Source organism: Amycolatopsis sp. NPDC034160 (assembly GCF_055575355.1).
This window is the reverse complement of the sequence record NZ_JBVISU010000011.1, coordinates 160,812-184,318: the sequence shown is the minus strand read 5'-3', so window position 1 is coordinate 184,318 and position 23,507 is coordinate 160,812. Positions and strand designations below refer to the sequence as shown.

At 68.7% G+C, this 23,507-nt stretch carries 24 protein-coding genes; 7 read left to right on the top strand and 17 right to left on the bottom strand.

Annotated elements, in window-relative coordinates; all coding sequences use genetic code 11:
- Positions 1 to 62: 62 nt before the first annotated feature.
- A complete protein-coding gene (gene pyk / locus ACZ54P_RS22735; protein WP_465463558.1) occupies positions 63 to 1,487 on the bottom strand; it encodes a pyruvate kinase in 1,425 nt (474 codons plus the stop codon).
- Positions 1,488 to 1,597: 110 nt separating this feature from the next.
- A complete protein-coding gene (locus ACZ54P_RS22730; RefSeq protein WP_465463557.1) occupies positions 1,598 to 2,263 on the bottom strand; it encodes a DUF2461 domain-containing protein in 666 nt (221 codons plus the stop codon).
- A gap of 196 nt (positions 2,264 to 2,459) precedes the next feature.
- Here ACZ54P_RS22730 and ACZ54P_RS22725 point away from each other — a divergent pair, with 196 nt between their 5' ends.
- Positions 2,460 to 2,768 (top strand): ArsR/SmtB family transcription factor, encoded by a 309-nt coding sequence (locus tag ACZ54P_RS22725; RefSeq protein ID WP_465463556.1) that lies wholly within the window; start codon positions 2,460 to 2,462, stop codon positions 2,766 to 2,768.
- Between the two features lie 331 nt (positions 2,769 to 3,099).
- On the opposite strand, the gene ACZ54P_RS22720 is transcribed toward ACZ54P_RS22725, so the two are convergent.
- A complete protein-coding gene (locus ACZ54P_RS22720; RefSeq protein ID WP_465463555.1) occupies positions 3,100 to 4,635 on the bottom strand; it encodes an amidohydrolase family protein in 1,536 nt (511 codons plus the stop codon).
- A gap of 133 nt (positions 4,636 to 4,768) precedes the next feature.
- Entirely contained in the window at positions 4,769 to 5,794 is a 1,026-nt protein-coding gene (locus ACZ54P_RS22715) for a 6-phosphofructokinase (RefSeq protein WP_465463554.1), read from the bottom strand.
- Between the two features lie 284 nt (positions 5,795 to 6,078).
- Here ACZ54P_RS22715 and ACZ54P_RS22710 point away from each other — a divergent pair, with 284 nt between their 5' ends.
- A complete protein-coding gene (locus ACZ54P_RS22710) occupies positions 6,079 to 7,155 on the top strand; it encodes a 3-deoxy-7-phosphoheptulonate synthase (RefSeq protein WP_465463553.1) in 1,077 nt (358 codons plus the stop codon).
- A gap of 534 nt (positions 7,156 to 7,689) precedes the next feature.
- Here the strand turns inward: ACZ54P_RS22710 and ACZ54P_RS22705 are convergent.
- Together ACZ54P_RS22705 and ACZ54P_RS22700 are read right to left on the bottom strand one after the other, a co-directional pair.
- A complete protein-coding gene (locus ACZ54P_RS22705) occupies positions 7,690 to 8,175 on the bottom strand; it encodes a polyadenylate-specific 3'-exoribonuclease AS (RefSeq protein WP_465463552.1) in 486 nt (161 codons plus the stop codon).
- A 20-nt stretch (positions 8,176 to 8,195) separates the two neighbouring features.
- Positions 8,196 to 8,957, bottom strand: a complete 762-nt coding sequence (locus ACZ54P_RS22700; RefSeq protein WP_465463551.1) for a lysophospholipid acyltransferase family protein — start codon at positions 8,955 to 8,957, stop codon at positions 8,196 to 8,198.
- A gap of 214 nt (positions 8,958 to 9,171) precedes the next feature.
- On the opposite strand from ACZ54P_RS22700, the gene ACZ54P_RS22695 reads away from it, so the two are divergent.
- Genes ACZ54P_RS22695 through ACZ54P_RS22685 form a run of 3 tightly spaced genes read left to right on the top strand, consistent with a single transcriptional unit; the run spans position 9,172 to position 11,605 of the window.
- Positions 9,172 to 9,942, top strand: a complete 771-nt coding sequence (locus ACZ54P_RS22695) for an alpha/beta hydrolase (RefSeq protein ID WP_465463550.1) — start codon at positions 9,172 to 9,174, stop codon at positions 9,940 to 9,942.
- Complete coding sequence (locus ACZ54P_RS22690) at positions 9,939 to 10,442, top strand: hypothetical protein (RefSeq protein WP_465463549.1); 504 nt, start codon at positions 9,939 to 9,941, stop codon at positions 10,440 to 10,442. Before ACZ54P_RS22695 ends, ACZ54P_RS22690 begins: the two co-directional genes overlap by 4 nt.
- Positions 10,443 to 10,462: 20 nt before the next feature.
- Positions 10,463 to 11,605, top strand: coding sequence for a glutamate--cysteine ligase (locus ACZ54P_RS22685; protein ID WP_465463548.1), 1,143 nt, complete (start codon positions 10,463 to 10,465; stop codon positions 11,603 to 11,605).
- Between the two features lie 59 nt (positions 11,606 to 11,664).
- On the opposite strand, the gene ACZ54P_RS22680 is transcribed toward ACZ54P_RS22685, so the two are convergent.
- From ACZ54P_RS22680 to ACZ54P_RS22650, 7 genes are read right to left on the bottom strand one after another with little or no spacing between them, the layout of a single operon-like run.
- Positions 11,665 to 12,534: an NUDIX domain-containing protein gene (locus tag ACZ54P_RS22680; RefSeq protein ID WP_465463547.1), complete on the bottom strand. Its 870-nt coding sequence runs from the start codon at positions 12,532 to 12,534 to the stop codon at positions 11,665 to 11,667.
- A gap of 4 nt (positions 12,535 to 12,538) precedes the next feature.
- Positions 12,539 to 13,498, bottom strand: a complete 960-nt coding sequence (locus ACZ54P_RS22675; protein WP_465463648.1) for an ROK family protein — start codon at positions 13,496 to 13,498, stop codon at positions 12,539 to 12,541.
- A gap of 15 nt (positions 13,499 to 13,513) precedes the next feature.
- Positions 13,514 to 13,930, bottom strand: coding sequence for a hypothetical protein (locus ACZ54P_RS22670; RefSeq protein WP_465463546.1), 417 nt, complete (start codon positions 13,928 to 13,930; stop codon positions 13,514 to 13,516).
- Positions 13,927 to 15,069 carry an ArsA family ATPase gene (locus ACZ54P_RS22665; protein ID WP_465463545.1) on the bottom strand — a complete coding sequence of 381 codons (1,143 nt, stop codon included), beginning with the start codon at positions 15,067 to 15,069 and terminating at the stop codon, positions 13,927 to 13,929. Before ACZ54P_RS22665 ends, ACZ54P_RS22670 begins: the two co-directional genes overlap by 4 nt.
- Before the next feature lie 14 nt (positions 15,070 to 15,083).
- Positions 15,084 to 15,524 carry an SRPBCC family protein gene (locus ACZ54P_RS22660; RefSeq protein ID WP_465463544.1) on the bottom strand — a complete coding sequence of 147 codons (441 nt, stop codon included), beginning with the start codon at positions 15,522 to 15,524 and terminating at the stop codon, positions 15,084 to 15,086.
- Between the two features lie 27 nt (positions 15,525 to 15,551).
- Positions 15,552 to 16,340 carry a metallophosphoesterase family protein gene (locus ACZ54P_RS22655; protein WP_465463543.1) on the bottom strand — a complete coding sequence of 263 codons (789 nt, stop codon included), beginning with the start codon at positions 16,338 to 16,340 and terminating at the stop codon, positions 15,552 to 15,554.
- Between the two features lie 15 nt (positions 16,341 to 16,355).
- The gene (locus tag ACZ54P_RS22650; RefSeq protein WP_465463542.1) at positions 16,356 to 16,766 is read right to left on the bottom strand and encodes a polyketide cyclase / dehydrase and lipid transport; all 411 of its coding nucleotides are present in this window, start codon (positions 16,764 to 16,766) and stop codon (positions 16,356 to 16,358) included.
- 125 nt (positions 16,767 to 16,891) lie between these two features.
- Here ACZ54P_RS22650 and ACZ54P_RS22645 point away from each other — a divergent pair, with 125 nt between their 5' ends.
- Positions 16,892 to 18,691, top strand: a complete 1,800-nt coding sequence (locus ACZ54P_RS22645) for an AMP-dependent synthetase/ligase (RefSeq protein WP_465463541.1) — start codon at positions 16,892 to 16,894, stop codon at positions 18,689 to 18,691.
- Positions 18,692 to 18,868: 177 nt separating this feature from the next.
- Here ACZ54P_RS22645 and ACZ54P_RS22640 read toward each other — a convergent pair whose 3' ends face one another.
- The 4 genes from ACZ54P_RS22640 to ACZ54P_RS22625 all read right to left on the bottom strand — a co-directional run bounded on the left by ACZ54P_RS22640 (position 18,869) and on the right by ACZ54P_RS22625 (position 22,796).
- Positions 18,869 to 19,249, bottom strand: coding sequence for a hypothetical protein (locus tag ACZ54P_RS22640; protein ID WP_465463540.1), 381 nt, complete (start codon positions 19,247 to 19,249; stop codon positions 18,869 to 18,871).
- Between the two features lie 91 nt (positions 19,250 to 19,340).
- A complete protein-coding gene (locus ACZ54P_RS22635) occupies positions 19,341 to 20,441 on the bottom strand; it encodes an FAD-dependent oxidoreductase (RefSeq protein WP_465463539.1) in 1,101 nt (366 codons plus the stop codon).
- A 66-nt stretch (positions 20,442 to 20,507) separates the two neighbouring features.
- Entirely contained in the window at positions 20,508 to 21,464 is a 957-nt protein-coding gene (locus tag ACZ54P_RS22630) for a ferritin-like domain-containing protein (RefSeq protein WP_465463538.1), read from the bottom strand.
- A gap of 87 nt (positions 21,465 to 21,551) precedes the next feature.
- Positions 21,552 to 22,796: an aspartate aminotransferase type Ic gene (locus ACZ54P_RS22625; RefSeq protein ID WP_465463537.1), complete on the bottom strand. Its 1,245-nt coding sequence runs from the start codon at positions 22,794 to 22,796 to the stop codon at positions 21,552 to 21,554.
- Positions 22,797 to 22,986: 190 nt separating this feature from the next.
- Between ACZ54P_RS22625 and ACZ54P_RS22620 the strand changes: the two genes are divergently transcribed.
- Positions 22,987 to 23,505: a hypothetical protein gene (locus ACZ54P_RS22620; RefSeq protein WP_465463536.1), complete on the top strand. Its 519-nt coding sequence runs from the start codon at positions 22,987 to 22,989 to the stop codon at positions 23,503 to 23,505.
- The last annotated feature ends 2 nt before the right edge of the window (positions 23,506 to 23,507 follow it).

The window sequence follows — 23,507 nt, the reverse complement described above, 5'->3', positions numbered from 1 at the left end:
GCAAATTTGGCAAGGAAAGGTCCTTTCATGGCACAGCGAGGCGGCAGCTCGGGCGAGCAGCGTCAGGCGTGGTCGTCCTCGCCGAGCCGGTGCACCCGGATGAGGTTGGTCGAGCCGACCGTTCCCGGCGGGGAGCCGGCGACGATGACCACGAGGTCGCCCTTGGCGTACTTGCCCATTTCGAGCATCGCGTGGTCGACCTGCTGGATCATCTGGTCGGTGGAGTCGACCTTCGGCACGATCCGGGTGGTGGTGCCCCAGGTCATCGCGAGCTGGCTGCGGACGCTCTCCTCCGGCGTGAACGCCAACAGCGGCAGCCGCGTGTGCAGTCGCGCCAACCGCCGGACCGTGTCACCGGACTGGGTGAAGGCGACCAGCGCCTTGGCGTTCAGCCGCTCGCCGATGTCACGGGCGGCGTAGGAGATGACGCCGCGCTTGGTGCGCGGGACGTGCGAGAGCGGCGGCACGACCGGGGAGTCGGTCTCGACGGCCTCGATGATCCGGCCCATGGTCTGGACGACCTCGATGGCGTAGCGGCCGACGCTGGTCTCACCCGAGAGCATGAGGGCGTCCGCGCCGTCGAGCACCGCGTTGGCGACGTCCGAGGCCTCCGCGCGGGTCGGGCGGGAGCTGTTGATCATCGACTCGAGCATCTGCGTCGCGACGATGACCGGCTTCGCGTTCTCGCGGGCGATCTGGATGGTGCGCTTCTGCACCAGCGGGACCTGCTCCAGCGGGAGTTCGACACCGAGGTCGCCGCGGGCGATCATCACCGCGTCGAAAGCCAGCACGATGGCTTCGAGGTTGTAGACCGCTTCGGGCTTCTCGATCTTCGCGACCACGGGGAGACGGCCCTTGCCGACGCGGTCCATCACCTGGTGGACCAGGTCGATGTCGGCGGGCGAGCGGACGAACGACAGCGCGATGAAGTCCACGCCGAGTTCGAGCGCGAATTCGAGGTCCTCGATGTCCTTTTCGGACAGCGCCGGCACGGAGACGTCCATACCGGGCAAGGAGACGCCCTTGTTGTTGCTGACGGGGCCGCCTTCGGTGACCTCGCAGACGACGTCCGGGCCGTCGACCTCCTTGACCACGAGGCCGACCTTGCCGTCGTCCACCAGGAGACGGTCGCCGGGCTTCGCGTCGTCGGCGAGTCCCTTGTAGGTGGTCGAGACACGGTCGTGGGTGCCCGCGACGTCCTCGACGGTGATGCGCACGATGTCGCCGTTGTGCCACTCGACCGGGCCGCCCGCGAAGGTGCCGAGACGGATCTTCGGCCCCTGGAGGTCGGCGAGGATGCCCACCGCACGGCCGGATTCGGCGGCGGCGGACCGGATGAGGTCATAGACCTGCTTGTGGTCGCTGTGCGTCCCGTGGCTGAAGTTCATCCTCGCGACGTCCATCCCGGCGTCGACGAGTTGCCGCATCTTCTCCGGCGTAGCGGTCGCGGGGCCCAGGGTACAAACGATCTTCGCGCGTCGGCTCACGTTCGTACAGCGTAGTCCCTCATCGGTGATCCGTCTTTACCGATACCGAAAGTTCAAGAAAAGTGTCAGTTCACCTGGAGGATTGACCACCACCGAACCAGGTTCGACAGTTATCTGCGCGGCTTCTCGCTCGGCCCGACCCGGTCACGCGCCCACTCGTTGAACGCCCGGACCTGCCGCCACGCCTTCCGCACGCGGTCGAGCGCATCCCGCTCGTGCAGGACGTCGTCCGGCTCCCAGACCTTGACGGCGTACACCGAGCGATACCTCAGCAGGTCGATGCGCGGGTGGTCCTCGGCGAAGCCGCGCGGCTTGGACTTGAGGCGATCGCCCCTGATCTCCCAGCCCGCTTTCTCCAGCTTCGCGAGGAGCTTGGCCAGCTCGGCGCCGTGGACTTCGGTGTCGACGGCCCGGCGGAAGCGGGCGAGCTGGTCGGACTCGAAGTGGAAGCAGCCGCCGCCGACACGCAGCCCGGCCGGGCCGACCTCGACGTAGTAGGCGCCACCGCCACGGCCCTGCTCGATCACCGCGCCGCAGTGGGTCTTGTACGGCGTCTTGTCCTTGGCGAACCGGACGTCGCGGTACGGGCGAAAAACCTTCCCTTCGCCGAAACCGTCCCCGAACTCCGGGACCAGTTCCGCGAGCAGCGCCTCCATCGGCGCGCGGACGTCGGCCTTGTACGTGGCCAGGTTCTCGTCCCAGTAGGACTTGGAGTTGTCGGCCTCGAGACCGTCGTAGAAGTCGATGGCGTACTCACCGAAACCCTCGAAACCCATGGGGTGACGGTAATCCCCGCCACCGACGGACTCGCGTGAAGGCCCCTCTTCCCGAGTACATGATGGCCCCCTTCCTTGCGCCTAGCGCAAGGAAGGGGGCCATCATGTACCTCAAACCAGCCGAAACAAAGTTGACTAGATGGATCTATTCGAACATTCCTTGACGGAAATATGCCGCACGGGGCACATTTCCCGGATGATGCAGACCTTCGAGATCCTCGCCGAACCGCGCCGTCGGACCATCCTCGACCTCCTGCGCGACGGCGAACGGTCGGTCAACGAGCTGGTCGAGGTCCTCGATTTGAGCCAACCGGCCGTATCGAAGCACCTGCGTGTGCTCCGCGAGGCGGGTCTGGTCACCGTCCGCGTCGCCGCGCAGCGAAGGTGCTACCGGCTCCGCCCGGAGCCGCTCGCGGAAGTCGACGCCTGGCTCGCGCCCTACCGCCGGTTCTGGGAGGGACGGATCGACGCGCTCGAGCGGCACCTCGACGAAGACAGTCAGTGAATCGGTAACGGCTCGAACGTGAGGCCGGTACCGGGGGCCCGCTGGACGCCCCATTCGTAGAGCGGACCGGGGCGCGCTGCCGTGGCTGGCCGGGCACGGGCCTCCCGTTCCGGCGCGGGCGGAAGGCCGAACTCGTCGCCCTGCCCACGCGAGACGCCTACGAGGCCGCCGCGGCTGTCCTCGACCCGAGTGTCGAGGACCGGCCGCTCACCGAGGACATCGCGCGCCGTGTCCCTTTGGACACCCTCGCGCTCGTCTGGCCCCGCATTTCGTCCTCTGGATGCGGTAGTCGCACGCGCAAGTACCGCATTCAGAGGACGAAACGCGGGGGTCAGCAACAGCAGCCCCGGCGGGCCAGTGACCGGATCCGCGCGTTCGTGGCCGTGGCGGGCGGCCGGTTCGCGGCAATCTCGACGGCGTCGAGCATCCGCTGCCGCGTCGCCTTGTCGAGAACGCGGCCACGGGTGATCACCAGGTCGATCTTCGCGACGTTGCGGATGTCGGCGGCCGGATTCGCCTCCAGCAGCACGAGATCCGCCTCCTTCCCCGCCGCGATCGTGCCCGACGTCTGTTCCCTGCCGAGGAACTTCGCCGCGTCACCGGTGACGGTCTTCAATGCCCGCACCGGCGAAAGCCCGGCCTCGACCAGGAAGGCGAGTTCCTCGTGCAGCCCGCTGCCGGGGAAGGTGTAGGGGTTGAGGCAGTCGGTGCCGCCGATGATCCCGACACCGGCCTCGTGCGCGACACCGACCAGCCGCAACGTCTCCTGGTAATACCGCTCCTGCAGGGCGATCTCCGACGACGTCTTCGGCGCGAACCGTTCGATGCCCACGGCCCAGCTCTCGCGGATGTCGGCGGGCACGTACTTCAGCCGCGGGTCCCGCTGATGGGTTTCGGCGGGCTGCGTGACGATCCGGTTGATCGTCAGCGTCGGCGAATGCCAGGTGCCGTTGCGCCGAAGCCTGCCGAAATAGGACCACGCCGCGTCGGGGCTGTAGGTGGAGACCGACTCGAACTCCAGCCGGCGCGCCAGGTTGAAGAAGTCGCGCGGTGCCGCCGGGTCGAAGGGCGTCGCCCTCAACCTGGCGAGGATCTCGTCGCGCCGGGACGAGCAGTGGATCGACACCCCGAAGAAGTGCTCGAAACTGTGCTGGCCGAGATCGCTCGCGTCGAAGTGGGACACCTTGTACGGCCAGTGCCCCGAGAACCTCAGCCCCTGATGGCGGACCTCGTCCGCGACCGCGCGCAGGGCGTCGGCACCTAGATAGGAGTAAATCTTGACGAACTCCGCCCCCGCCGTCTTCTCCGCGCGGACGGCCGCGCGCGCCTCGGCTTCGGTCGACACCTGGATCACCGGCGGGCCCAGTAGCGTGACCGGCCCGTCGATTATCCCGCTCCCGACCACGAGGCGCGGGCCGAGCAACTCGCCGCGGTCGATCCGGTCCCTGGTCGCGCGGTTCTCCGCGTAGCCCCACATCTCGCGGCCACCCGTGACGCCGTGAACCAGGTGCAGCGGCGGGATGATCTCTTCCAGATCCGCGCCGTGGGTGTGCATGTCCCACAGACCGGGGATGAGGTACTTGCCGCGGCCGTCGATCACCCGCGCGACACCGGTTTCCGGCACCTGGCCGCAATTACCGACCCAGGCGATCCGGTCGCCGACGAGCACGACGGAGACGTCGCGGCGCGGAGCCGAACCCGTGCCGTCGATCAGCGTGACCCGCGTGATGACGACGATCTCGTCCGCGTCCGACTCGCTCGCGGCCGCTGTCGCCGTGCCGGGCAACAGTCCGGAGAGCGCCACGCCGGTGCCGCTCGCGGCCAGCCATCTCAGGAACTCGCGCCTGCTGGATCCCGCTTCGGCCATGAGAACCCCGCCCTTCCACCCAGATCCCCCGGAGTGGCCGATTCAACTCGCCGCGAGGCCGAAGCCGCAAGGTCGGCGAAGGCCCCTTACCCAAGATCAGCACGGAGTAAGGGGCCTTCTTCTGAAACACCGCTCAGCCGAAGAAGACTTCGGCCTCTTCGTACCGCTCGACCGGGACGGTCTTCAGCTCGGCGGTGGCCTCGGCGAGCTTGACGCGGACGATGTCCGTGCCACGCAGCGCGACCATCACGCCGAAGTCGCCGTCGGCGACGGCGTCGACCGCGTTGAGCCCGAATCGGGTGGCGAGCACGCGGTCGTAGGCCGTCGGGGTGCCACCGCGCTGGACGTGCCCGAGCACGACCGCGCGGGACTCCTTGCCGGTGCGCGCCGCGATCTCGTCGGCGAGCCAGGTGCCGATGCCACCGAGCCGGACGTGCCCGAAGGCGTCCTTCTCGCCGGTGAGCAGCTTCTCCTCGCCGCCTTCGGGCAGCGCGCCCTCGGCGACGACGATGATCGGCGCGTACTCCTTCTCGAACCGGCGCTCGACCCACGAGACGACCTGGTCGACGTTGAAGTGCCGCTCCGGCACCAGGATCACGCTCGCCCCACCGGCGAGGCCGGAGTGCAGCGCGATCCAGCCCGCGTGCCGCCCCATGACCTCGACGACCAGCGCGCGGTGGTGCGATTCGGCCGTGGTGTGCAGCCGGTCGATGGCCTCGGTGGCGATCGAGACGGCCGTGTCGAAGCCGAAGGTGTAGTCGGTGGCGCCGAGGTCGTTGTCGATCGTCTTGGGCACGCCGACGACGCCGACGCCGTCGTCGGTGAGCCGCTTCGCGACGCCGAGGGTGTCCTCGCCGCCGATCGCGATCAGCGCGTCGACCTGCTGCTCGGCGAGCACGGACTTGATCTTGTCGACGCCGCCGTCGACCTTGTACGGGTTGGTCCGCGAGGAGCGCAGGATCGTGCCGCCGCGGGTGAGGATGTCCTCGACGTCGTTCAGTCCGAGCGGACGGCTGTCCCCGGCGAGGGGACCGTTCCAGCCGTTGCGGAACCCGACGATGTCCCAGCCGTGCACCTCGATGCCCTTGCGCACCACAGCGCGGATCACCGCGTTGAGCCCCGGGCAGTCGCCACCGCCGGTCAGCACACCGACACGCATCAGAAGCCTCCGTCTTGTGTTCCGTAGAGATGACAGTCACATGTCCCGACGCCAGCGTAGCGGCAGTTCTCTGGATCGGTGCAGGGCGGACCACCTCGGGGATCGGTCCACGGCGGCGAATGTGCTAGCTTGGCGTCGTGCAGCGCTATTTCTGGTTTACGAAGCCGGCCCCGGGTGGGCACGGCGGCGTGAACCTGCGCTGACCACCACCCCCGAGCCGGAATCACACCGGCTCGGCGAGTTCCCGCGGGTCGGTATCCCTTTCGAAAGGAACCAGACCCGCGATGTCTCCCTCCGCCGACACCCTCATCGCCCTCGACGGCCACCGCACGGCGGCCATCAATCCGCTGCTGTCGCCTGCCATGCTGCGGCACGAGCATCCGATGACGGAAGAAATCGCCGAGACCGTCCTGGCCGGGCGGGCCTCGGCCGTCGACATCCTCGACGGCCGGGACGACCGGCTCCTCGTCGTCGTCGGACCCTGTTCGGTGCACGACGCGGACGCCGCGCTCGACTACGCTCGCCGCCTGGCCGCGAAGGCCGAAGAACACCGTCGTGACCTGCACATCGTCATGCGCGTCTACTTCGAAAAGCCGCGGACGACGCTGGGTTGGAAGGGCCTGATCAACGACCCCGGCCTCGACGGCACCTACGAGGTCAACCACGGCCTGCGGATGGCGCGCAAACTGCTGCTCGACGTCTCGGCGCTCGGCCTGCCGGTCGGCTGCGAATTCCTCGACCCGATCACGCCGCAGTTCATCGCCGACACCGTGACCTGGGGTTCCATCGGCGCGCGGACCGCCGCGAGCCAGGTGCACCGGCAGCTGTGCAGCGCGCTGTCGATGCCGGTGGGGATCAAGAACTCGACCGAGGGCGACGTCCAGGTCGCCGTCGACGCCACCCGCGCGGCCGGCGCGAGCCACGTGTTCGCCGGCATCAACCCCGACGGGCTCGCCGCGCTGATCACCACCGCCGGGAACGAGGACTGCCACGTGATCCTGCGCGGCAGTGCCGCCGGACCGAACTACGACCCCGAGACGGTGGCCGACACCCTGGGGCGGCTGGCGAAGGCGGGTCTGCCGGAACGCGTGATCATCGACGCGAGCCACGGCAACAGCGCGAAGGACCCCGTGCGGCAGGCCGCGGTCGTCCGCGAACTCGCCGGGCGGATGGGGGCCGGTGAGCGGGGCATCGTGGGGCTGATGCTGGAGAGTTTCCTGGTGGAGGGGCGCCAGGACCTGACGCTGGGCGAGGCCGCTTCGCTGACCTACGGGCAGTCGATCACCGACGCCTGCCTCGGGTGGGAGACGACGGCCGCGCTGCTGGACACGCTGGCGGAGGCTGTCGACTCACGACGGTGAGAGGTTCGGCGGTCGCGCGCGGGCGGCTCGCGCAAGAGGCTCTTGACTGTCCATAAGGGACACTTTTCGCGACAAGAGTGCCCGATTTGGGCTGATTGGCCGGCTTCACAAGGAGGTCGTGAGTGATTTGGGTCGTTCTAACCCTCATCAACGCTCATGACCCCTTGCGGAACCGCACATACACCCGGTGCGGCACTCTCCCGACCTTGCCGTCACCCTGACCGCCACTCCAGACCCCAGCCCCAGTACATGAAGGACCCCATCCTTGCGTCTAGTGGCCCGCGCCGGAGGTTCGTGCGTCCAGCGGGAACCTGGATCAAACCCCGCACTCACGTGCTCTGAGCCGTATCTCACGTGCTCAAAGGCGGATCTCGCGTGCTTGGAGACCGCACACGCGAGATCCGCCTCCAAGCACGCGAGTCACGTCTCTGAGCACGCGAGTTCGGAGAACAGGGTGCACGTACTTACGACACGAACTTCAGACGCACGACACTAGGTACATGAAGGGGGCCTTCACGTACTTCGGGCAAGGACCTACCGGTGCCAGTAGGACTCGATGATCTGCCACCGCTGGTAGTTGTGGCGCGCGTCCGCGAGCGCGTCGTGCTGGTCGTCCGGGGCCGCAGGGAGCTTCGGCTTGCCCGCGTCCTCCCAGCGTTGCCGCAGGTCACGGGTGAAGCGCGGCAGCTGACGCGGCAGGGCGGGCATCGGACCCCACAGCTGCGCCAGCGCGACGTGGTCGTAGGCGGCGAACCAGGCCCACAGTTCGATCCCGCCGGGCGGCTTGCCTAAGAACTCGAGCAGATCCGTGCGGATCTTCTCGCGGCTGCGCCACGCCGGGTCGGCGGGCGACGGGAGTTTCGGGAGCACGTTGTCGCGGACCCAGGGGCCGGCCTTACCGGGGTCGAAATCGGTCGAGACCGCGTAGAACTCGCGACCTCTTTCGTCCACGACACCGATCGACACCAGATCGATGGTCACGCCGTCCTCAATGAATTCGGTGTCGTAGAAAAAGCGCACCGGAGAACCCTAGTGTGCGCTCAGCCGACCTTGGTGTCCGGGATACGGGCGACGTCGTGGGCGGACGGCTGCGAGGGCACGACCGGGCGGATCCCGGCCTCTTCGGCCGCGAGCAGTTCCTTCGCCTTGGCGGCGTAGATGTCGACGTACTCCTGGCCGGAGAGCTCCATGAGCGCGTACATGATCTCGTCGGTGATGGACCGCTCGATGAAGCGGTCACCGGCGAGGCCCTCGTAGCGGGAGAAGTCGAGCGGCTTGCCGAAGCGGATCTCGAGGCGGCGCGGCCACCACATCTTCGAGCCGATCGGGTTCACCTTGTCGGTGCCGATCATGACCACCGGGACGACGACGCCGCCGGAGTCGAGCGCGATCCGCGCGACGCCGGTCTTGCCCTTGTACAGGCGGCCGTCCGGGGAGCGGGTGCCTTCGGGGTAGATGCCGAGGAGGTGGCCTTCGCGGACCAGCCGGGTCGCGGTGTCGAGCGCGGCCTGTGCGGCGTTGCCGCCGGAGCGGTCGATCGGGAACTGGCCGACGCCGGTGAAGAACCACTTCTTCAGCAGGCCCTTGAGGCCCTTCTCGGTGAAATACTCCGATTTGGCCGGGAAGGTCACCTTGCGCTTGACCCGCAGCGGCATGAAGAAGGAGTCGGCCACCGCGAGGTGGTTGCCCGCGAGGATCGCGCCGCCGTGCTCGGGGATGTTCTCCGCACCGACCACCTTGGTGGGCCACAGCGCCTTGAGCAGTGGCCCGATAAACACGTGTTTCATGAGCCAGTACAGCACTGCGAAAACTCCTCCTAGCAGCTCAACCCCCGCGCCCGATGGTCAAGACTACGAATCGCGCACCCCAGGCACAACGAAGTCCACCCGGATACCCGTACCCAGCGACGGATCTCACACCCGGTGCGGCCCGATTCCGGCAGCGGCCGGGGGCCCACAAGCCGCCCCGCTCGTGCGAACATAGGAGACCTACCCAGCTCTCACGGAAGGCGATCGCATGGCCGTCCTCGCCGGCGCGGAACCGTTCGCTCACACCGGTTCGACCGAAGCAGGGTTCCTGCTGTGCCACGGCTTCACCGGCACCCCCGCGAGCATGCGGCCCTGGGGCGACCATCTGGCCGAGGCCGGTTACACCGTGCGCTGCCCGCTCCTTCCCGGGCACGGGACCCGGTGGCAGGACATGAACCGGACAGGCTGGCAGGACTGGTACGGCGCGGTCCGTGAAGAACTCCTGGCTCTCTTCGCGACCTGCGACTCGGTGTTCGTCGCCGGGCTGTCGATGGGCGGGACGCTGACCCTGCGCCTCGCCGAGGAGTTCGGCGACCGGATCGCCGGGATCGTGCTCGTGAACCCCTCGATCATGACGCTGCGGTGGGACGCCAAACTGCTGCCCGTGCTGTCGAGGGTCCTGCCCTCGGTGCCCGGCGTGGCCAACGACATCGCGAAGCCGGGCGAAACCGAACTCGCCTACTCCCGGACGCCTGTGCGCGCCGCGGCGAGCCTCGCCCAGTTGTGGCGGGTGACGCGGGCGGACCTGGCGAAGGTCACCCAGCCCGTGCTGCTGCTCCGCTCGGCCGTCGATCACATCGTGGAGCCGGTCAACGCCCAGGTGATCCTCGACGGGATCCGCAGCGAGGACGTCACCGAGGTAGTGCTGGAGAACAGCTTCCACGTCGCCACCCAAGACCACGACGCGGGCCTGATCTTCACGCGTACGGTGGACTTCGCCCGGTCCGTGCACCGGGCGGGACAGGTGGACGCCGGATGAGCAGAGGCAAGGACGGGCCGGAGGACGTCGACGCGACGTTCGCCGAGATCGTGGCCGACCTCCGTGCGGAGGGCGTCGGCCTGTTCCCCGGAGACGACCTGGAGAAACCCGCCGGGAAGACCGCGGAGAAGCCGGCGGAGAAGACGCCACGGCCCGAGTCTTCGGAGGCCGAATCCGAGCCGGGCTGGCGAGGTGGCGGCACCAGCTGGGAAAAGACCCTCTTCGAGGACCCTCCGGCCGGGTCGAGTGACGACGAGGGCCATTTCGTGCCGCCCGAGCCGCCTCCCCTGCCGCGCCCGCGCAAGGGCGCGTTCATCGTCCTGCTGTTCTTCGTGCTCGGCCTGCTGCTCCTGATCGCGCCCAATCTGATCGGCATGGGCACGCGGCTCGGCACCCCGCTCGGCATCCTCGCCCTCGCGACCGCGATCGCGCTGCTCCTCCTGCGCGTGCGCCAGGGGCCGCCGCCCGGCGCCGATCCGCACAACGGCGCGCAGGTCTGAGCTGTCGGACAATTCCGATCATGAAGATCGACTTCAGTCCCTCACGCCGGTCGACGGTCGGCGCGGAATGGGAACTCGCCCTCGTCGACCGGCGGACCGGTGAGCTCTCGTCGGTCGCGGAACAGGTGCTCGACGCCGTCCGTCCCGACGGCACGGAAGAGCATCCCAAGATCAAGCAGGAACTGCTGCTCAACACCATCGAGGTGATCAGCGGGATCTGCGACACGATCGCCGAGGTCAAGGCCGATCTGAACGCCTCGCTCGACGTCGTGCATTCGGTGCTCGACCCGCTGGGCGTGGAGCTGTTCTCGGCCGGGTCCCATCCGTTCTCGACGTGGTACCAGCAGAAGGTCACCGACAAGGAGCGGTACGCCAAGCTCATCGACCGGACCCAGTGGTGGGGGCGGCAGATGCTGATCTACGGCGTCCACGTGCACGTCGGCGTCGAACACCGCGACAAGGTCCTGCCGATCCTCGACTCGCTGCTCAACTACGCGCCGCACCTGCAAGCGCTCTCGGCGTCGTCGCCGTACTGGGGTGCGGAGGACACCGGGTACGCGTCGAATCGCGCGCTGATGTTCCAGCAGCTCCCGACGGCCGGGCTGCCGTTCCAGTTCCGGAAGTGGACCGAGCTGGAGAGCTACGTCGACGACATGTTCACCACGGGCGTGATCGACCACTTCTCCGAGATCCGCTGGGACATCCGGCCGGCCCCGCATTTCGGGACGATCGAGATGCGCGTGTGCGACGGGCTGCCGACGCTGGAGGAGGTCGGCGCGATCGCGGCGCTGACGCAATGTCTGGTCGAGGATTTCAACACCCGCCTCGACGACGGCGAGATCCTGCCGACGCTGCCGCCGTGGCACGTCCAGGAGAACAAGTGGCGCGCGGCGCGCTACGGCGTCGACGCGATCGTCATCCTCGACGCCGCGGGCAACGAGCGGCTCGTCACCGAAGACACCCTCGACCTGCTGGACCGGCTCGAACCGGTGGCCCGGCGCCTGGACTGCGTCGACGAACTTCGCTCGGTGGAGACGATCCTGCGTTATGGGCCCAGTTACGTGCGTCAGCGCGCGGTGGCGAAGCGGTCCAACGGCAGTCTTCGCGCCGTCGTCGCTTCGCTCATCGCCGAAATGCGCGAAGGCACGATCCCGCGCCCCTAGAACCCGCGTTTAGTCCTCTAAATGCGGTAGTTGCCCACGCAAGGAGCGCATTTAGAGGACTAAACGCGGTCGAGGTGGGCCAGGAGAGTGCCGGGGCCGAGGGTGGCGGCGCCCAGAGCCTCGACGCGGGAACGGAGTTCGCGGTCGGCGGTCACCACGACCACGTGGTCGCCGGGGTGGTCGGTGCGGGCCGAGCGGGTGACCGCCACGATCCGGGCGTCACCGTCCGCCTCGGCGTCGACGACCTCGACGCCGGGCGTCGCCGCGACACCGCGAGCCTTGCCCTCGACGACCAGGACGACCTTCGGCCACCACGACCATTGCCCGCCGCCAGGCAGCGCCGGATCGGTGAAGCCGGTCTCGGCGAGCGTCGCGAGCTTGTCCCGCAACCGTTCCGCCGCGGCGCGCCGGTCGCGCCACCAGCCGTCCGGCCGTGACCCGACGACGTTCGCGCCGTCGACCACCAGTACCAGCGTGCGATCCAAGTGTTCCCTCAATCCCGGCCAGGCTGCCGCGAAGTCGCGATGCAGCCGGAAATCCGCGACCTCCGCCGCGTGGACCCAGCGCAGTTCCGCGCTCTCGGCGTTCTTCACCCTGGCCGAAAGCCTCCCGATCGGCGCGGCCAGGATCGTGGTGTAGCGCCAGTTCCCGTGGTCGACGTGCGACGCCGCCAGCGGGCGGACCCTGGCGGGCGGGATGTCGGCCTCTTCGTGCGCCTCACGGGTGGCGGCCTCACGCGCGCTCTCCCCCGCCTCGACCGCGCCCCCTGGCAACGCCCACGTGCGACCGTGATGGACCCACCAGGCCCGCCGCTGCAGAAGGACACCGCGTGCGGGATCGGACAGCAGCAGCCCGGCGGCACCGTTCAGTCCCCAGTGAAGATGCCCGAAATCGCACTTCACGAAGCCGTTGCCATCCTGGCTGGTCACGGTTTCAGCCTGTCACACCGACCTCGGCGCCGAGAGCCTTCGCCGCGTCGACGGCCAGCGCCGCCGCGCCGACGATGGCGGTGTCGTCCCCGTGGTGCGCGGTGCGGATGCGGGCCAGCGGCCGGTGCCCGGCGCCGGTGATCTTGCCCGCGTAGTGCTCCCGCGCCTCGTCGAGGAACAGCGGCGCGGACTCGGACACTCCGCCGCCGATCACGATGATCTCGGGGTCGAAGACGTCGGCGACCAGCGCCAGCCCCTCGGCCAGCCACTTCGCCAGCTCGGTCATCGCGCGCTGGGCGATCGGGTCACCGTCGCGGGCGGCGCCGGCGACGCGGCGCCCGGTCACCGAACCGGGATCTCCCCTGGTCTCGCGGGCCAGCACGGTCGAGCGGCCGGGATGCCGCGCGAGCAGTTCCACCGCCGTCGCGGCCAGTGCCGTCCCGCTGCAGTACCGCTCCCAGCAGCCGTACTTCCCGCACGGGCAGGCCCGCCCGCCCGGAACGACCGTCAGATGCCCGAGTTCCGGGGCGACGCCGTGCGCGCCCCGGTAGATCTTGCCGTCGAGCAGCAGACCCGCGCCGATCCCGGTGCCGAGCGCGACCAGCGCGGCCACGTGGGCGCCGCGAGCGGCGCCGAAGCGGTACTCGCCGATCGCGGCGGCGTTCGCGTCGTGCTCCAGGGTGACCGGGAGGCCGACCCGCTTCTCGATCCGCTCGGCGACCGGCGCGGCACGCCACGACAGATGCGGCGCGAACATCACCGTCCGCCGGTCCTTGGCGACGAACCCGGCGACCGCGAGCCCGACGCCGGAGACGTCGTGCCGGTTGCGGAGGTCTTCCACGACCCCCGCGATCGCGTCTTCGAGCGCGTTCTCCTCGCCGGGTGTGCCGACCCTGGCGGTGTCCATCAGCGAGCCGTGCTCGTCCACCACGCCGGCGCGCACACTCGTGCCCCCGACGTCCACCCCTACTGTCAGCACTCAGTTCTCCTGGTCCGACTGCCAAGCGTCGCGCCTGGTCACGGCGATGTGCTGGACCCGCGAAGCTCCCATCGGCACATCTTCGGCCGCGGGCTCCTTCCGCGCAGGCTGGAACCCCGGCATGTGTACGCCGCCCTCGGGCTCCCAGCGGTCCGCGAGCACCGCGCGCAGCAACGCGACGAGCTGCGCGGCCTGTTCCAGCACCCGCGCCACGAACTCGGGCCGTCCGCCGCGGAAGACCTCGACGATCGCGCACAAGGGGCACCAGTCGCCCTCGTGTTCCGCGCAGCCGTGCCCGGCGGAGATGACGTCCTCCAGCCACGGCGCGGCGTGCTCGACGACCAGTTCGACCAGCAACCGGATCTCTTCGATCAGGCTGAGATGCGCCGTTCCGGTGTTCTCACTGTGCTCGCTCACCCGGCTCCCCGGTTCCCGGCCAGGCTCACGACCAGGCCGTGCGCGTCGGATTCCGCACCGGTGATCCGGCACGGGCGCAACATCTCCGGCAGCGCGATCAGCCGCCGGAAACCGTCCACGGTGACGGCGAGATCATCGTCCACTCTGGCCAGGTCCACTTCGGAATCCCGGTGCAACGGCACCGCGATCCGCAGCCGGTATCCACTGTCCGATTCGGACACCTGCAGCAACGGGGTGACACCCTTTCCCTTACCGGCCAAGGGGTCCAGCCCCTGATAGAGCTCGTAGGCGATTTCCCGCAACGCCGCCAGCCCGACCGGTTCGACAGCGCGATGCTCGACCGGCCTCACCTCGTCCGGCCCGAATCCGGCGTCGGCGAGTTCGGCGAGGACGGCGTTCTGCTGGGTGCGACGGGTCCGCATCCACGTGGCCGCGGCACCGCGCCAGAAACCGGGGGCGGGCATCAGCCGGTTGACGATCAGGCCGTCGACTCCGATGCCGCGCAGGGCCAGGGAACTGAGCGTGCGGCGAGCCTCGGCGACGACCACCCGTTCGGGGGTCAGCACCAACCGCACGGTCGTGGTGGCCGGATCGGTGAGCAGGGTGCGCAGCGATTCCAGATGCGTGCCGAGCCGCCGCACCGCGGTCGCCGTCCGTCGCGCGCCGGGTTTGAACATCCTCGTCAAGTACCCGGAAACCGCTTCCGGTAAAGCCAGCAGCCGCAAGGTTTCCGCGGTCGGGCCGCAGTCGACCACGACGGTCTCCCAGGGACCGTGCTCGGCGAGGCGCTGGACTTCGGTGAGGGCGAGGAGTTCGTCGACGCCGGGCACCACGGTCAGCTCTTCGGCGTCGAGGGAGTCGAGGCCGACACCCGCCAGCGCGCTCTGCAGTTCCTGCCGGAGTTCGCGCCAGGTGCTGTCGACGAGGCCGCGGGAATCGATCTGGGCGGCGTGCAGAAGCTCGTCCACTTCGGACGGTTCGGCGCCGAGCGGGCGGCCGAAGGCGTCGCCGAGGGAATGCGCGGGATCGGTCGAGACCACGAGCGTCTTCCTGCCCCGCCCGGCCAGCGCGGCGGCCGTCGCCGCGGCCAGCGTGGTCTTGCCGACACCCCCCTTGCCGGTGAACAGCAGGATCCGCATGCCTACCCTTCGACTCAGGACGCTTCAGCGCGCTTCTTGAGCTCCTTGAGCGCGGTGTCCATGACCATCTTCTCGGCCTTGCGGCGCAGCAGCCCGATCATCGGCAGTGCCAGCTCGACGGACAGCGTATACGTCACCTTGGTGCGCCCGGCGCCCAGCGCTTCGAGGGCGTAGCGGCCGTTCTGGGCCTTCTGCATCTGGCCCTTGACCAGGTGCCAGCTGACCCCGTGGCCGTCGGCGTCCCAGTCGTACTCGAGGGTGTAGACGTCCTTGATCGGCCCGGCGTCGAGGGTGAGTTTCACCTGCTTGGCGCGGCCCTTGTCGTCCTCGCCGAGTACCTCGGTCTGCCGGACGGCCTTGGCCCATTCCGGATACGCGGGAAAGTCGGCGATGACGGCCATGACCCGCTCGGGCTCGGCGTCGACCTCGATGGATTGCGTGGACTGCTCGGCCATGCCCCAAACTCTAGCCGGGACCGCCGGTCACCAGCGCAGCACGTACGGCTGTGCCGTCTCTTTGAAGTGACCGACGTTACGGCATTCGGTCCTGCCGAGCCTCGTCCGCGCGGTCAGCGGCTGGTGAACGTGCCCGAACAGCGACCACCGCGGCCGCTGCTCGCGAATGAGGTCCACCAGCGCCGCCGAGCCGATCTCGGGCCGCCGCGCGATCACGTCGTAGGTCAGTTCCGGGACGGCGGGCGGGATGTGCGTGCACAGGACGTCGACGTCCTCCAGCGCGCCGACCGCGACGTCGTACTCCTCACGCGTGCGCAGGTACGGCCGCCAGAAGCCGTTGCGGCGCGGGACCACGTTCGGCGGGAGCAGCGCGCCACCGACGAACCCGAAGCGCAGGCCGCCGACCTCGGCGACCTCGCCGTCGAGCACCTGGATGCCGTCGCCGGCGAACTCGGGCCACAGCGACGGGTCGTCGACGTTGCCGGGCGTGGCGTAGGTCGGCGCGGTGAGGGCGCCGAACAGGATGGCGTACTGGTCGACGATGGCCTCGCCGACGGCGGCGGCGGGATCGGCCAAAGTGGCCCACAACGATCGCGAAAAGGCAACGGTCTCGTCACGGGTGCCCTCGCGCCGCAGCCGCGCGAACTCGCCGACCTTCTCGGCACCGAACAGCGCGCCCATGATGCCCTTGTCGTGCTCGCGATAGTCGACGAAGTCCAGCAGGTCGCCCAGCACGATCAGCGCGTCGGCGCCGTCGCCCGCGCGTTTGAGCGCGTCGGCGTTGCCGTGCACGTCCGACACCACGTGAACCCGCATGCTCTCCCCTGCTGCTTAGTCGGCGCGTGGGCCTACCCCGGGTTCGCGCCCGTCCTCCAAGACCTCTTTGAGCCCGAGCGCGATCGCCTTGGCGGCACGGGCCCTGCGATCGAACTCCTGCCGCAGGTCCCGGGGCTGGAGCACGCGCGGCGCCCCGTCCGGACCGGTGGGGGTGGCGCGCAGGAAGTAGTGCAGCAAGGTGCCGTCGAGCACCGGCTCGAGCCACACCTCCATCGTACCGATCAAGGCACCGCGCACGGTCCAGCGCAATCCCTCGTCCCCGCGGTCGGTGTAGACCTCGAGAACGAGGTCCGGCCAATAACGTGACCAAGATCGCGGATCGGCGAAGACGGCGGCCACGGTGGAGGGCGGGACCACGAGGAAGGTCTCGTCGACGATGTCGAGAGCTGGCGGCGCCTGGTTCACAGCGGCAGAATGTCATGCCCTGGCTATGGCCGATTCGTCAGCATGGTCTTAAGGTGCACGGCACGCTAAGTTGACTGGCGGGTAACACCGGTCACACCACCTGCACGCGAACACGGAGGTTCCTCGTGCGCGAATACAGCGCCCCCGCCGCCAATCCGGTGACCGACGACGAGAACCTCGCCGACGTCGTTTGGGCGAACGCCGAGCGGTTCTCCGATGTCGTGAGTTTCCGCCGCCAGGTCGACGGTACCTGGTTGGACATCACCGCCAAAGACTTCGCCGCCCAGGTTCTCGCCGTGGCCAAGGGAATGGCACAGGCGGGTATCGCTCCGGGCGACCGGATCGGGCTCATGTCCAAGACCCGCTACGAATGGACCCTGATCGATTTCGCGATCTGGGCCGCCGGCGCGGTCACCGTCCCGATCTACGACACCTCCTCGGCCGAGCAGGTCCACTGGATCCTTTCGGACTCCGAGGCGAAGGGCGTGTTCGTCGAAACCGACGAGCACGTCGCGACGCTGGAATCGGTCAAGGGACGTCTCGACTCGCTCGAACACACCTGGCAGATCGAGTCCGCCGACGCACCCGCCGTCGACCACCTCACCGCGCTGGGCGCTGGACTGAGCGACGACGACCTGCATGAGCGCCGCCGTACGGTGAAGGCTGGCGACCTCGCCACGATCGTGTACACGTCGGGCACCACCGGCCGCCCCAAGGGCGTCGAGCTGACCCACCGGAACCTCCTGGCCGAGATCCGCGCCGACATCGCGGCGTTCCCGCAGTTGATGGAGCAGGGCAACTCGCTGCTGGTGTTCCTGCCGCTGGCGCACGTCCTCGCCCGCGCCATCGCGGTGACCGCGCTCAGCGCGCGGGTGACCCTCGGGCACACCTCGGACGTCAAGAACCTCGTCGCCGACCTCGGCACCTTCCGGCCGACGTTCGTCGTCGCCGTGCCGCGCGTGTTCGAGAAGGTCTACAACGGCGCCAAGCAGAAGGCGCACGGCGACGGCAAGGGCAAGATCTTCGACGCCGCCGAAGCCACCGCGGTCGCCTACAGCCAGGCCCAGGACACCGGCGGGGCCGGGCTGGGCCTGAAGATCAAGCACGCGCTGTTCGACAAGCTCGTCTTCAGCAAGCTGCGCGCGGCCCTCGGCGGCCGGTGTGTCGCGGCGGTGTCCGGCGGCGCCCCGCTCGGTGTGCGGCTCGCGCACTTCTTCCGCGGCATCGGCGTCCCGGTCTTCGAGGGCTACGGCCTGACCGAGACGTCCGCCGCGGCCTGCGTCGGCACCCAGGACGGCTTCCGCGTCGGCACCGTGGGACGCCCGGTCGCCGGCACCTCGGTGCGGATCGCCGAGGACGGCGAGATCCTGCTGAAGGGCGACGTCGTGTTCAGCGGCTACTTCAACAACCCCGAGGCGACCGCCGAAGCGTTGGAGGACGGCTGGTTCCACACCGGCGACCTCGGCGAACTCGACCGCGACGGGTTCCTCAAGATCACCGGGCGTAAGAAGGAGATCATCGTGACCGCGGGCGGCAAGAACGTCGCCCCGTCCGGACTCGAGGACACCATCAAGGCCAGCCCGCTGGTCAGCCAGGCGATGGTGGTCGGCGACCAGCGGCCGTTCATCGGCGCGCTGATCACCATCGACGAGGAGTACTTCCCGTCGTGGAAGTCGCAGCACGGCAAGCCTTCCGACGCCTCCGTGTCGGACCTGGCCGATGACCCCGAGCTGCGCGCCGAGGTCCAGCAGGCCGTCGATCAGGCCAACAGCGCGGTGTCGCAGGCCGAGGCGATCAAGAAGTTCACGATCCTCTCGAAGGACTTCACCGAGGCGGGCGGCGAGATCACGCCGAGCCTGAAGCTCAAGCGCAACATCGTGAACAAGAACTACGCGAACGACATCGAAGCCCTCTACAAGAAGTAGCTTCTCCCGGTCCACATCGAACAGACGTGTCCGTGAAGGCCTCCTTCCCTACTGTCAAGGTAGGGAAGGAGGCCTTCACGGACTTTCTGGCTTGAGTCTTCCGGTGCGCGCCCCCGCGGGTGGTCGTGAGTGGCGATTCGGGTTAGAACCCGAATCGCCACTCACGACCAGTTCCGGCTACCAGTTCCGGTAGGTCCCGGTCTCGGGTCCGTTCGCGTTCGCGTCCTTCACGAGACCGCGGAATCCGGCGCCACCCTTGTTGCAGAGCGACTGCGTGTTGACCGAAACGCCGGTGGCGTTGGCGCGCTGCACGTCGTCGTCGATGAGCAGGCCGCCGCTGACCACCTGCAGGATCACCTCGTCACCGGCGCGCATGCTCTTGCCCTGCGCGTGGATGCACCCGTTGTCGTTGTTGCGCCACAGGTACACCTGCCTGCCGAACGAGGTCGCGTAGCCCACCTGCGTGTAGGACGCGGCGTGCGCGGCGGGCGCGCTCACCACGGCCAGCCCCGCCACCGCGAAGGTGGCGAGCAGAAGTGCACGAATCTTGTTGTACATCAGCAACCCCCAGGTTGTTTGCTCGATTCCAGGCAGACCGTACTAACGATCTTGAAGCGCCACCCACGGAATACAAAGCAGGTGATGGACGTCACCCGGTGATCGTCTCGTCCCATTCGATGTGGTGCCGGTACAGCCAATTCCGGCCTTCGTCCGAAGTCACCCCCGACGAAACAGCGGCGCTGCTCGCCACCAGCTTCTCCACCCGCCCCCGCCGCAATCGCTCGTAAGTCGCGAAAGCCGTTGGCGCGTCGGGAAGGTCCCGCAGGCACTGCGCCAGCACGACACTGTCCTCCAACGCCATCGACGCCCCTTGACCCGCGGCCGGTGAAGCCGCGTGCGCCGCGTCGCCGACGAGCACCATCGAGGAGTTCCACCACACCGGGGTCGACGGGACGTCGTAGGAGTGGCCGCCGAACACGTCGTCCCCCGTCGACTGGATGATTTCCGCGGCGGGCAACGGTTCCCCGTCGAAAGCGGCGAAAGCCGTGTCGCGCCACTCGGCCGCCGACAATCCGGATCGCACTCCTTCGGCCGCGGGGAGCCGCGCGAACCAGAACGTCGAGCCGTCGGGAGCGCTGGTGTAGCCGAAGAAGGCGTGCAGGCTCTGGATCATCCGATAGAGGGACGGCGCCTGCGGGATGCTCTTGTCCGTCGTGTAGCCGTAAACGACGTCCAAGCCGGTCGAGCGCGGCGGCGGGCACGCGGGGTCGATGACGTTCCGGACCACCGACCGCAGGCCGTCGGCGCCGATCAGGATGTCGCCGTCGGCCACGGTCCCGTCCTCGAAGCGCGCGGTCACTCCCGGCGAGGCGGAAACCAGCCGTTTTCCCGGTACGAAGGCGATCCCGCGTGAGATCGCCTCCTCCTGCAAGGCCCGGTACAGCGCCGCGCGGGTCAGGGTGCGCGGCCCGGCGAGGCCGTCGACGTCGTACGACCGGCGCTCGACGGGCCGCCCGTCCGGCGTGACGAATTCCAGCCCCACTGCCGCGAAGGAGTTCTCGATCACCGGCGCCTCGGCACCGATGGCGCGCAGCGCGTCCATGCCGTTGTGCATGATCGTGAGGAACGCGCCCGCGTCTTCACCGCCCGACGGGTAGGCCTCGTGGACGCTCGCCTCGATTCCCGCGCGCTGCAACGCCATCGCGGTCACCATGCCCGAGATGCCACCACCGATGATCACAGCCTTCACCGCGAAACCCCCTGTCGTGTCGCCATGCCAGAGACCGTAACCGGCAATGGCGACACGACAGAAGGATCAGGCGCCACCACTGGTGTTTATGTCACCGTTTATGCCCTTAGGGAAGAAGCCGCCCTCTTTCACCGGGCTTGGGTTCAGGTACACGACGTTCAGGACCCGGTCGGCGCTGCGGCCGAAGCAGATGCCGTTGTCGTCGGTGGGCACCATGTTGGCCTGGTTGCCGAGCACGATGCCCTGGTCGGCGTCACCGGGGCCGTCGAGGGCGTCGCGCGCGTTGGAGATCTTGGCCGCCGCGTCGCCGAGGTCCCGGTCGAACAGCGACGTCCTGATGGTGGCGGCGTGGTACGCCTCGGCGGCGAGGATCCCGGCGGCCGCGTCCAGGAAGGTCTTGTTGGTGATCAGCGGCGCGGCGCCCTTGTAGGCCGTCACGCCGACGTCCTCGAACAGGAACGCCGCGAGCAGGAAGTTCTTCTCGTTGGCGAACGGGTCGAACTGCTGATATTCGCTGATCAGCCCGGCCGCCCGCGCGGCGGCGGTGAAGCTGTCCTTGAGGTCGATCTCCGGCCGGGAGACCGCGGCCTCGCCCAGCGCGCCGCGCAGGAACTTGACATGGGCGACCTCGTCACCCGCGATCTCCTTCGCGAACTGGTGCAGGGCCTTGTCGTGGAACATCACCTTCTTGCCGCCGACCACGCCGCCCTGGGTGCCGACACCGCCGGTGATGTCGTCCGGCAGCCCGCGCCCGTGGACGGCGAAGGAGTAGAACTCGGCTTCGAGATACTCCAGGTTGAGCGCGAAGTTGAGCACGGCCGCGTCACTGGGAGCGCCCGCCGCGGCGGCCTCGGCGGCCGCGTCACCCGTCGCCGAAGCGGACGAGGTGGCCTGTACCCCGAGATAGGTCGCGCCGACGACACCGAGCCCCGCCGCGCCGGCGGCCTTCAAGAACCGGCGACGATCCGTGCGGTTCTCGGCACTGCGCGAAATCAGGGTACGAACGAACGGCTTTCCGAACACGAGTGGTTCCTCTCGTCTTTGCGGTGCACACCCACCCACTCGGACGTTCGGAACCACCCGTGACCCGGATTGGAAAAGAGCTCGAATTTATTTCTTCGTCGCCGCGGCAAGGCGAACGCAGACGGCGAGGCCGCGGATCGCCTCTTCGACTTCGGCCAGCTCAGGGTACGTCGGCGCGATGCGGATGACGGCGTCCTCGGGGTCGTCGCCGTACGGGTGCGTCGCGCCGGCCGGGGTCAGCGCGATACCCGCCTCCTTGGCCAGCCGCACGACCTCCTTGGCGGTCCCGGCGGGCACGGTCAGCGAGATGAAGTACCCACCGGTCGGCTTCGTCCAGGTCGCGAGGCCGCTCTCGCCCAGCTCCTTGGTGAGGATCTCGTCGACGGCCGCGAACTTCGGCCCGATGAGCTCGGCGTGCTTGCGCATGTGCTCGCGGACGCCGTCCTCGTCACGCAGGAACAGCGCGTGCCGGAGCTGGTTGACCTTGTCGGGGCCGATGGTCCGCTTGCCGATGAGGGCGATCCACCAGGCGAGGTTGGCCTCGGACGCGCCGAGGAAACCGACGCCGCCACCGGCGTAGGTCACCTTCGAGGTGGAACCGAAGACGAACGCGCGGTCGGCGTTGCCCGCCTCGGCGCACAGCACGAACAGGTCGGCCAGCGGCACCTCGACCTCGGTGAGGTGGTGGACGGCGTAGGCGTTGTCCCAGAAGATCCGGAAGTCCGGCGCCGCCGTGGTCATCGTGGCCAGCCGCCGCACGGTGTCGTCACGGTAAGTGATGCCGGTCGGGTTGCTGTACTTCGGCACGCACCAGATGCCCTTGACCGCGGCGTCCTCGGCGACCAGCCGCTCGACGACGTCCATGTCCGGGCCGGTCTCGGTGAGCGGAACCTGGATCAGCTCGATGCCGAAGCGCTCGGCCAGCGCGAAATGACGGTCGTAACCGGGGACCGGGCACAGGAACTTGACGGCAGGCTCGTCGGCCCAGCGACGCTCGGCGCCCGGGAGCTTGCTCAGGAAGGCCTGCACGATGACGTCGTGCATGAGCTCCAGGCTGGAGTTGCCCGCGGCCAGCAGCTGCTCGGCCGGGACCTGCAGCGGCCCGGCGAAGATACGGCGGAGCTCGGGCAGGCCCTTCAGGCCACCGTAGTTGCGGACGTCCGTGCCGTCCTCGGCCTTGCGCACGTCGCCGGGCAGCGCGAGCAGCCCGTCGGCGAGGTCAAGCTGGCGGGGGGACGGCTTGCCGCGGGTGATGTCCAGAGAGAGGCCACGGTCGACGAGGGCCGCGTAGTCGCGGCGGGCGCTCTCGACATCGACAGGTGCAGTGGTCATGCCTAACGCTAAACCCGGCGGGGATCCGGTGTGAGACGAGGGTGGCCTACGCCTTCCGCGCACAAGATCCCATAACGGTTCCGGTGCGTTTTCCGGTATTCGTAACGAGGCCTAATCCTCTAGTGGGCCGGGCGCTTTTCTCGCATTCTCGGTAACACGAGCGAAAAGGCGAGAAACGAGGGGTATGGCGATGAGAGCGAAGAACTGGGCAGCGGCGACGCTCATGGCGGCGGGCGCGTTGTCCGCCTGCGCGGTCCCGAATCAGGGTACGGCGACGCCCGTCCTCGCGGTGGGTGCTCCTCCGAACACGATCGTGCTGCAGGCGCCGGCGGCCCCGGCCCCGCCACCGCAAACGGTTTACGTCGCACCGCCCACGACGCGGACGATCCATCCCGAGCCCGCACCCGTGCCTTCGGTTTCGGTGGCGCAGACGGTGATCGCCTACTACGACGCGCTCAACCGGCGTGATTTCCCCACCGCGTGGAATCTCGGCGGGCAAAGGCTGGCCAAAGGCGGCACTCTCGCCTCCTACGCCAAGGGATACGCGACGACTTCCTGGGTCGCCCTGACCGTGACGAGCGTGAGTGGGACCACGGTGTACGTCGATCTTTCCGCCCGGCAGACCGACGGTTCGATGCGGACTTTCTCCGGTTCCTACACCGTTTCCCGCGGCGCCATCAGCACGGCGAACATCAGACGCCACTCGTGAGA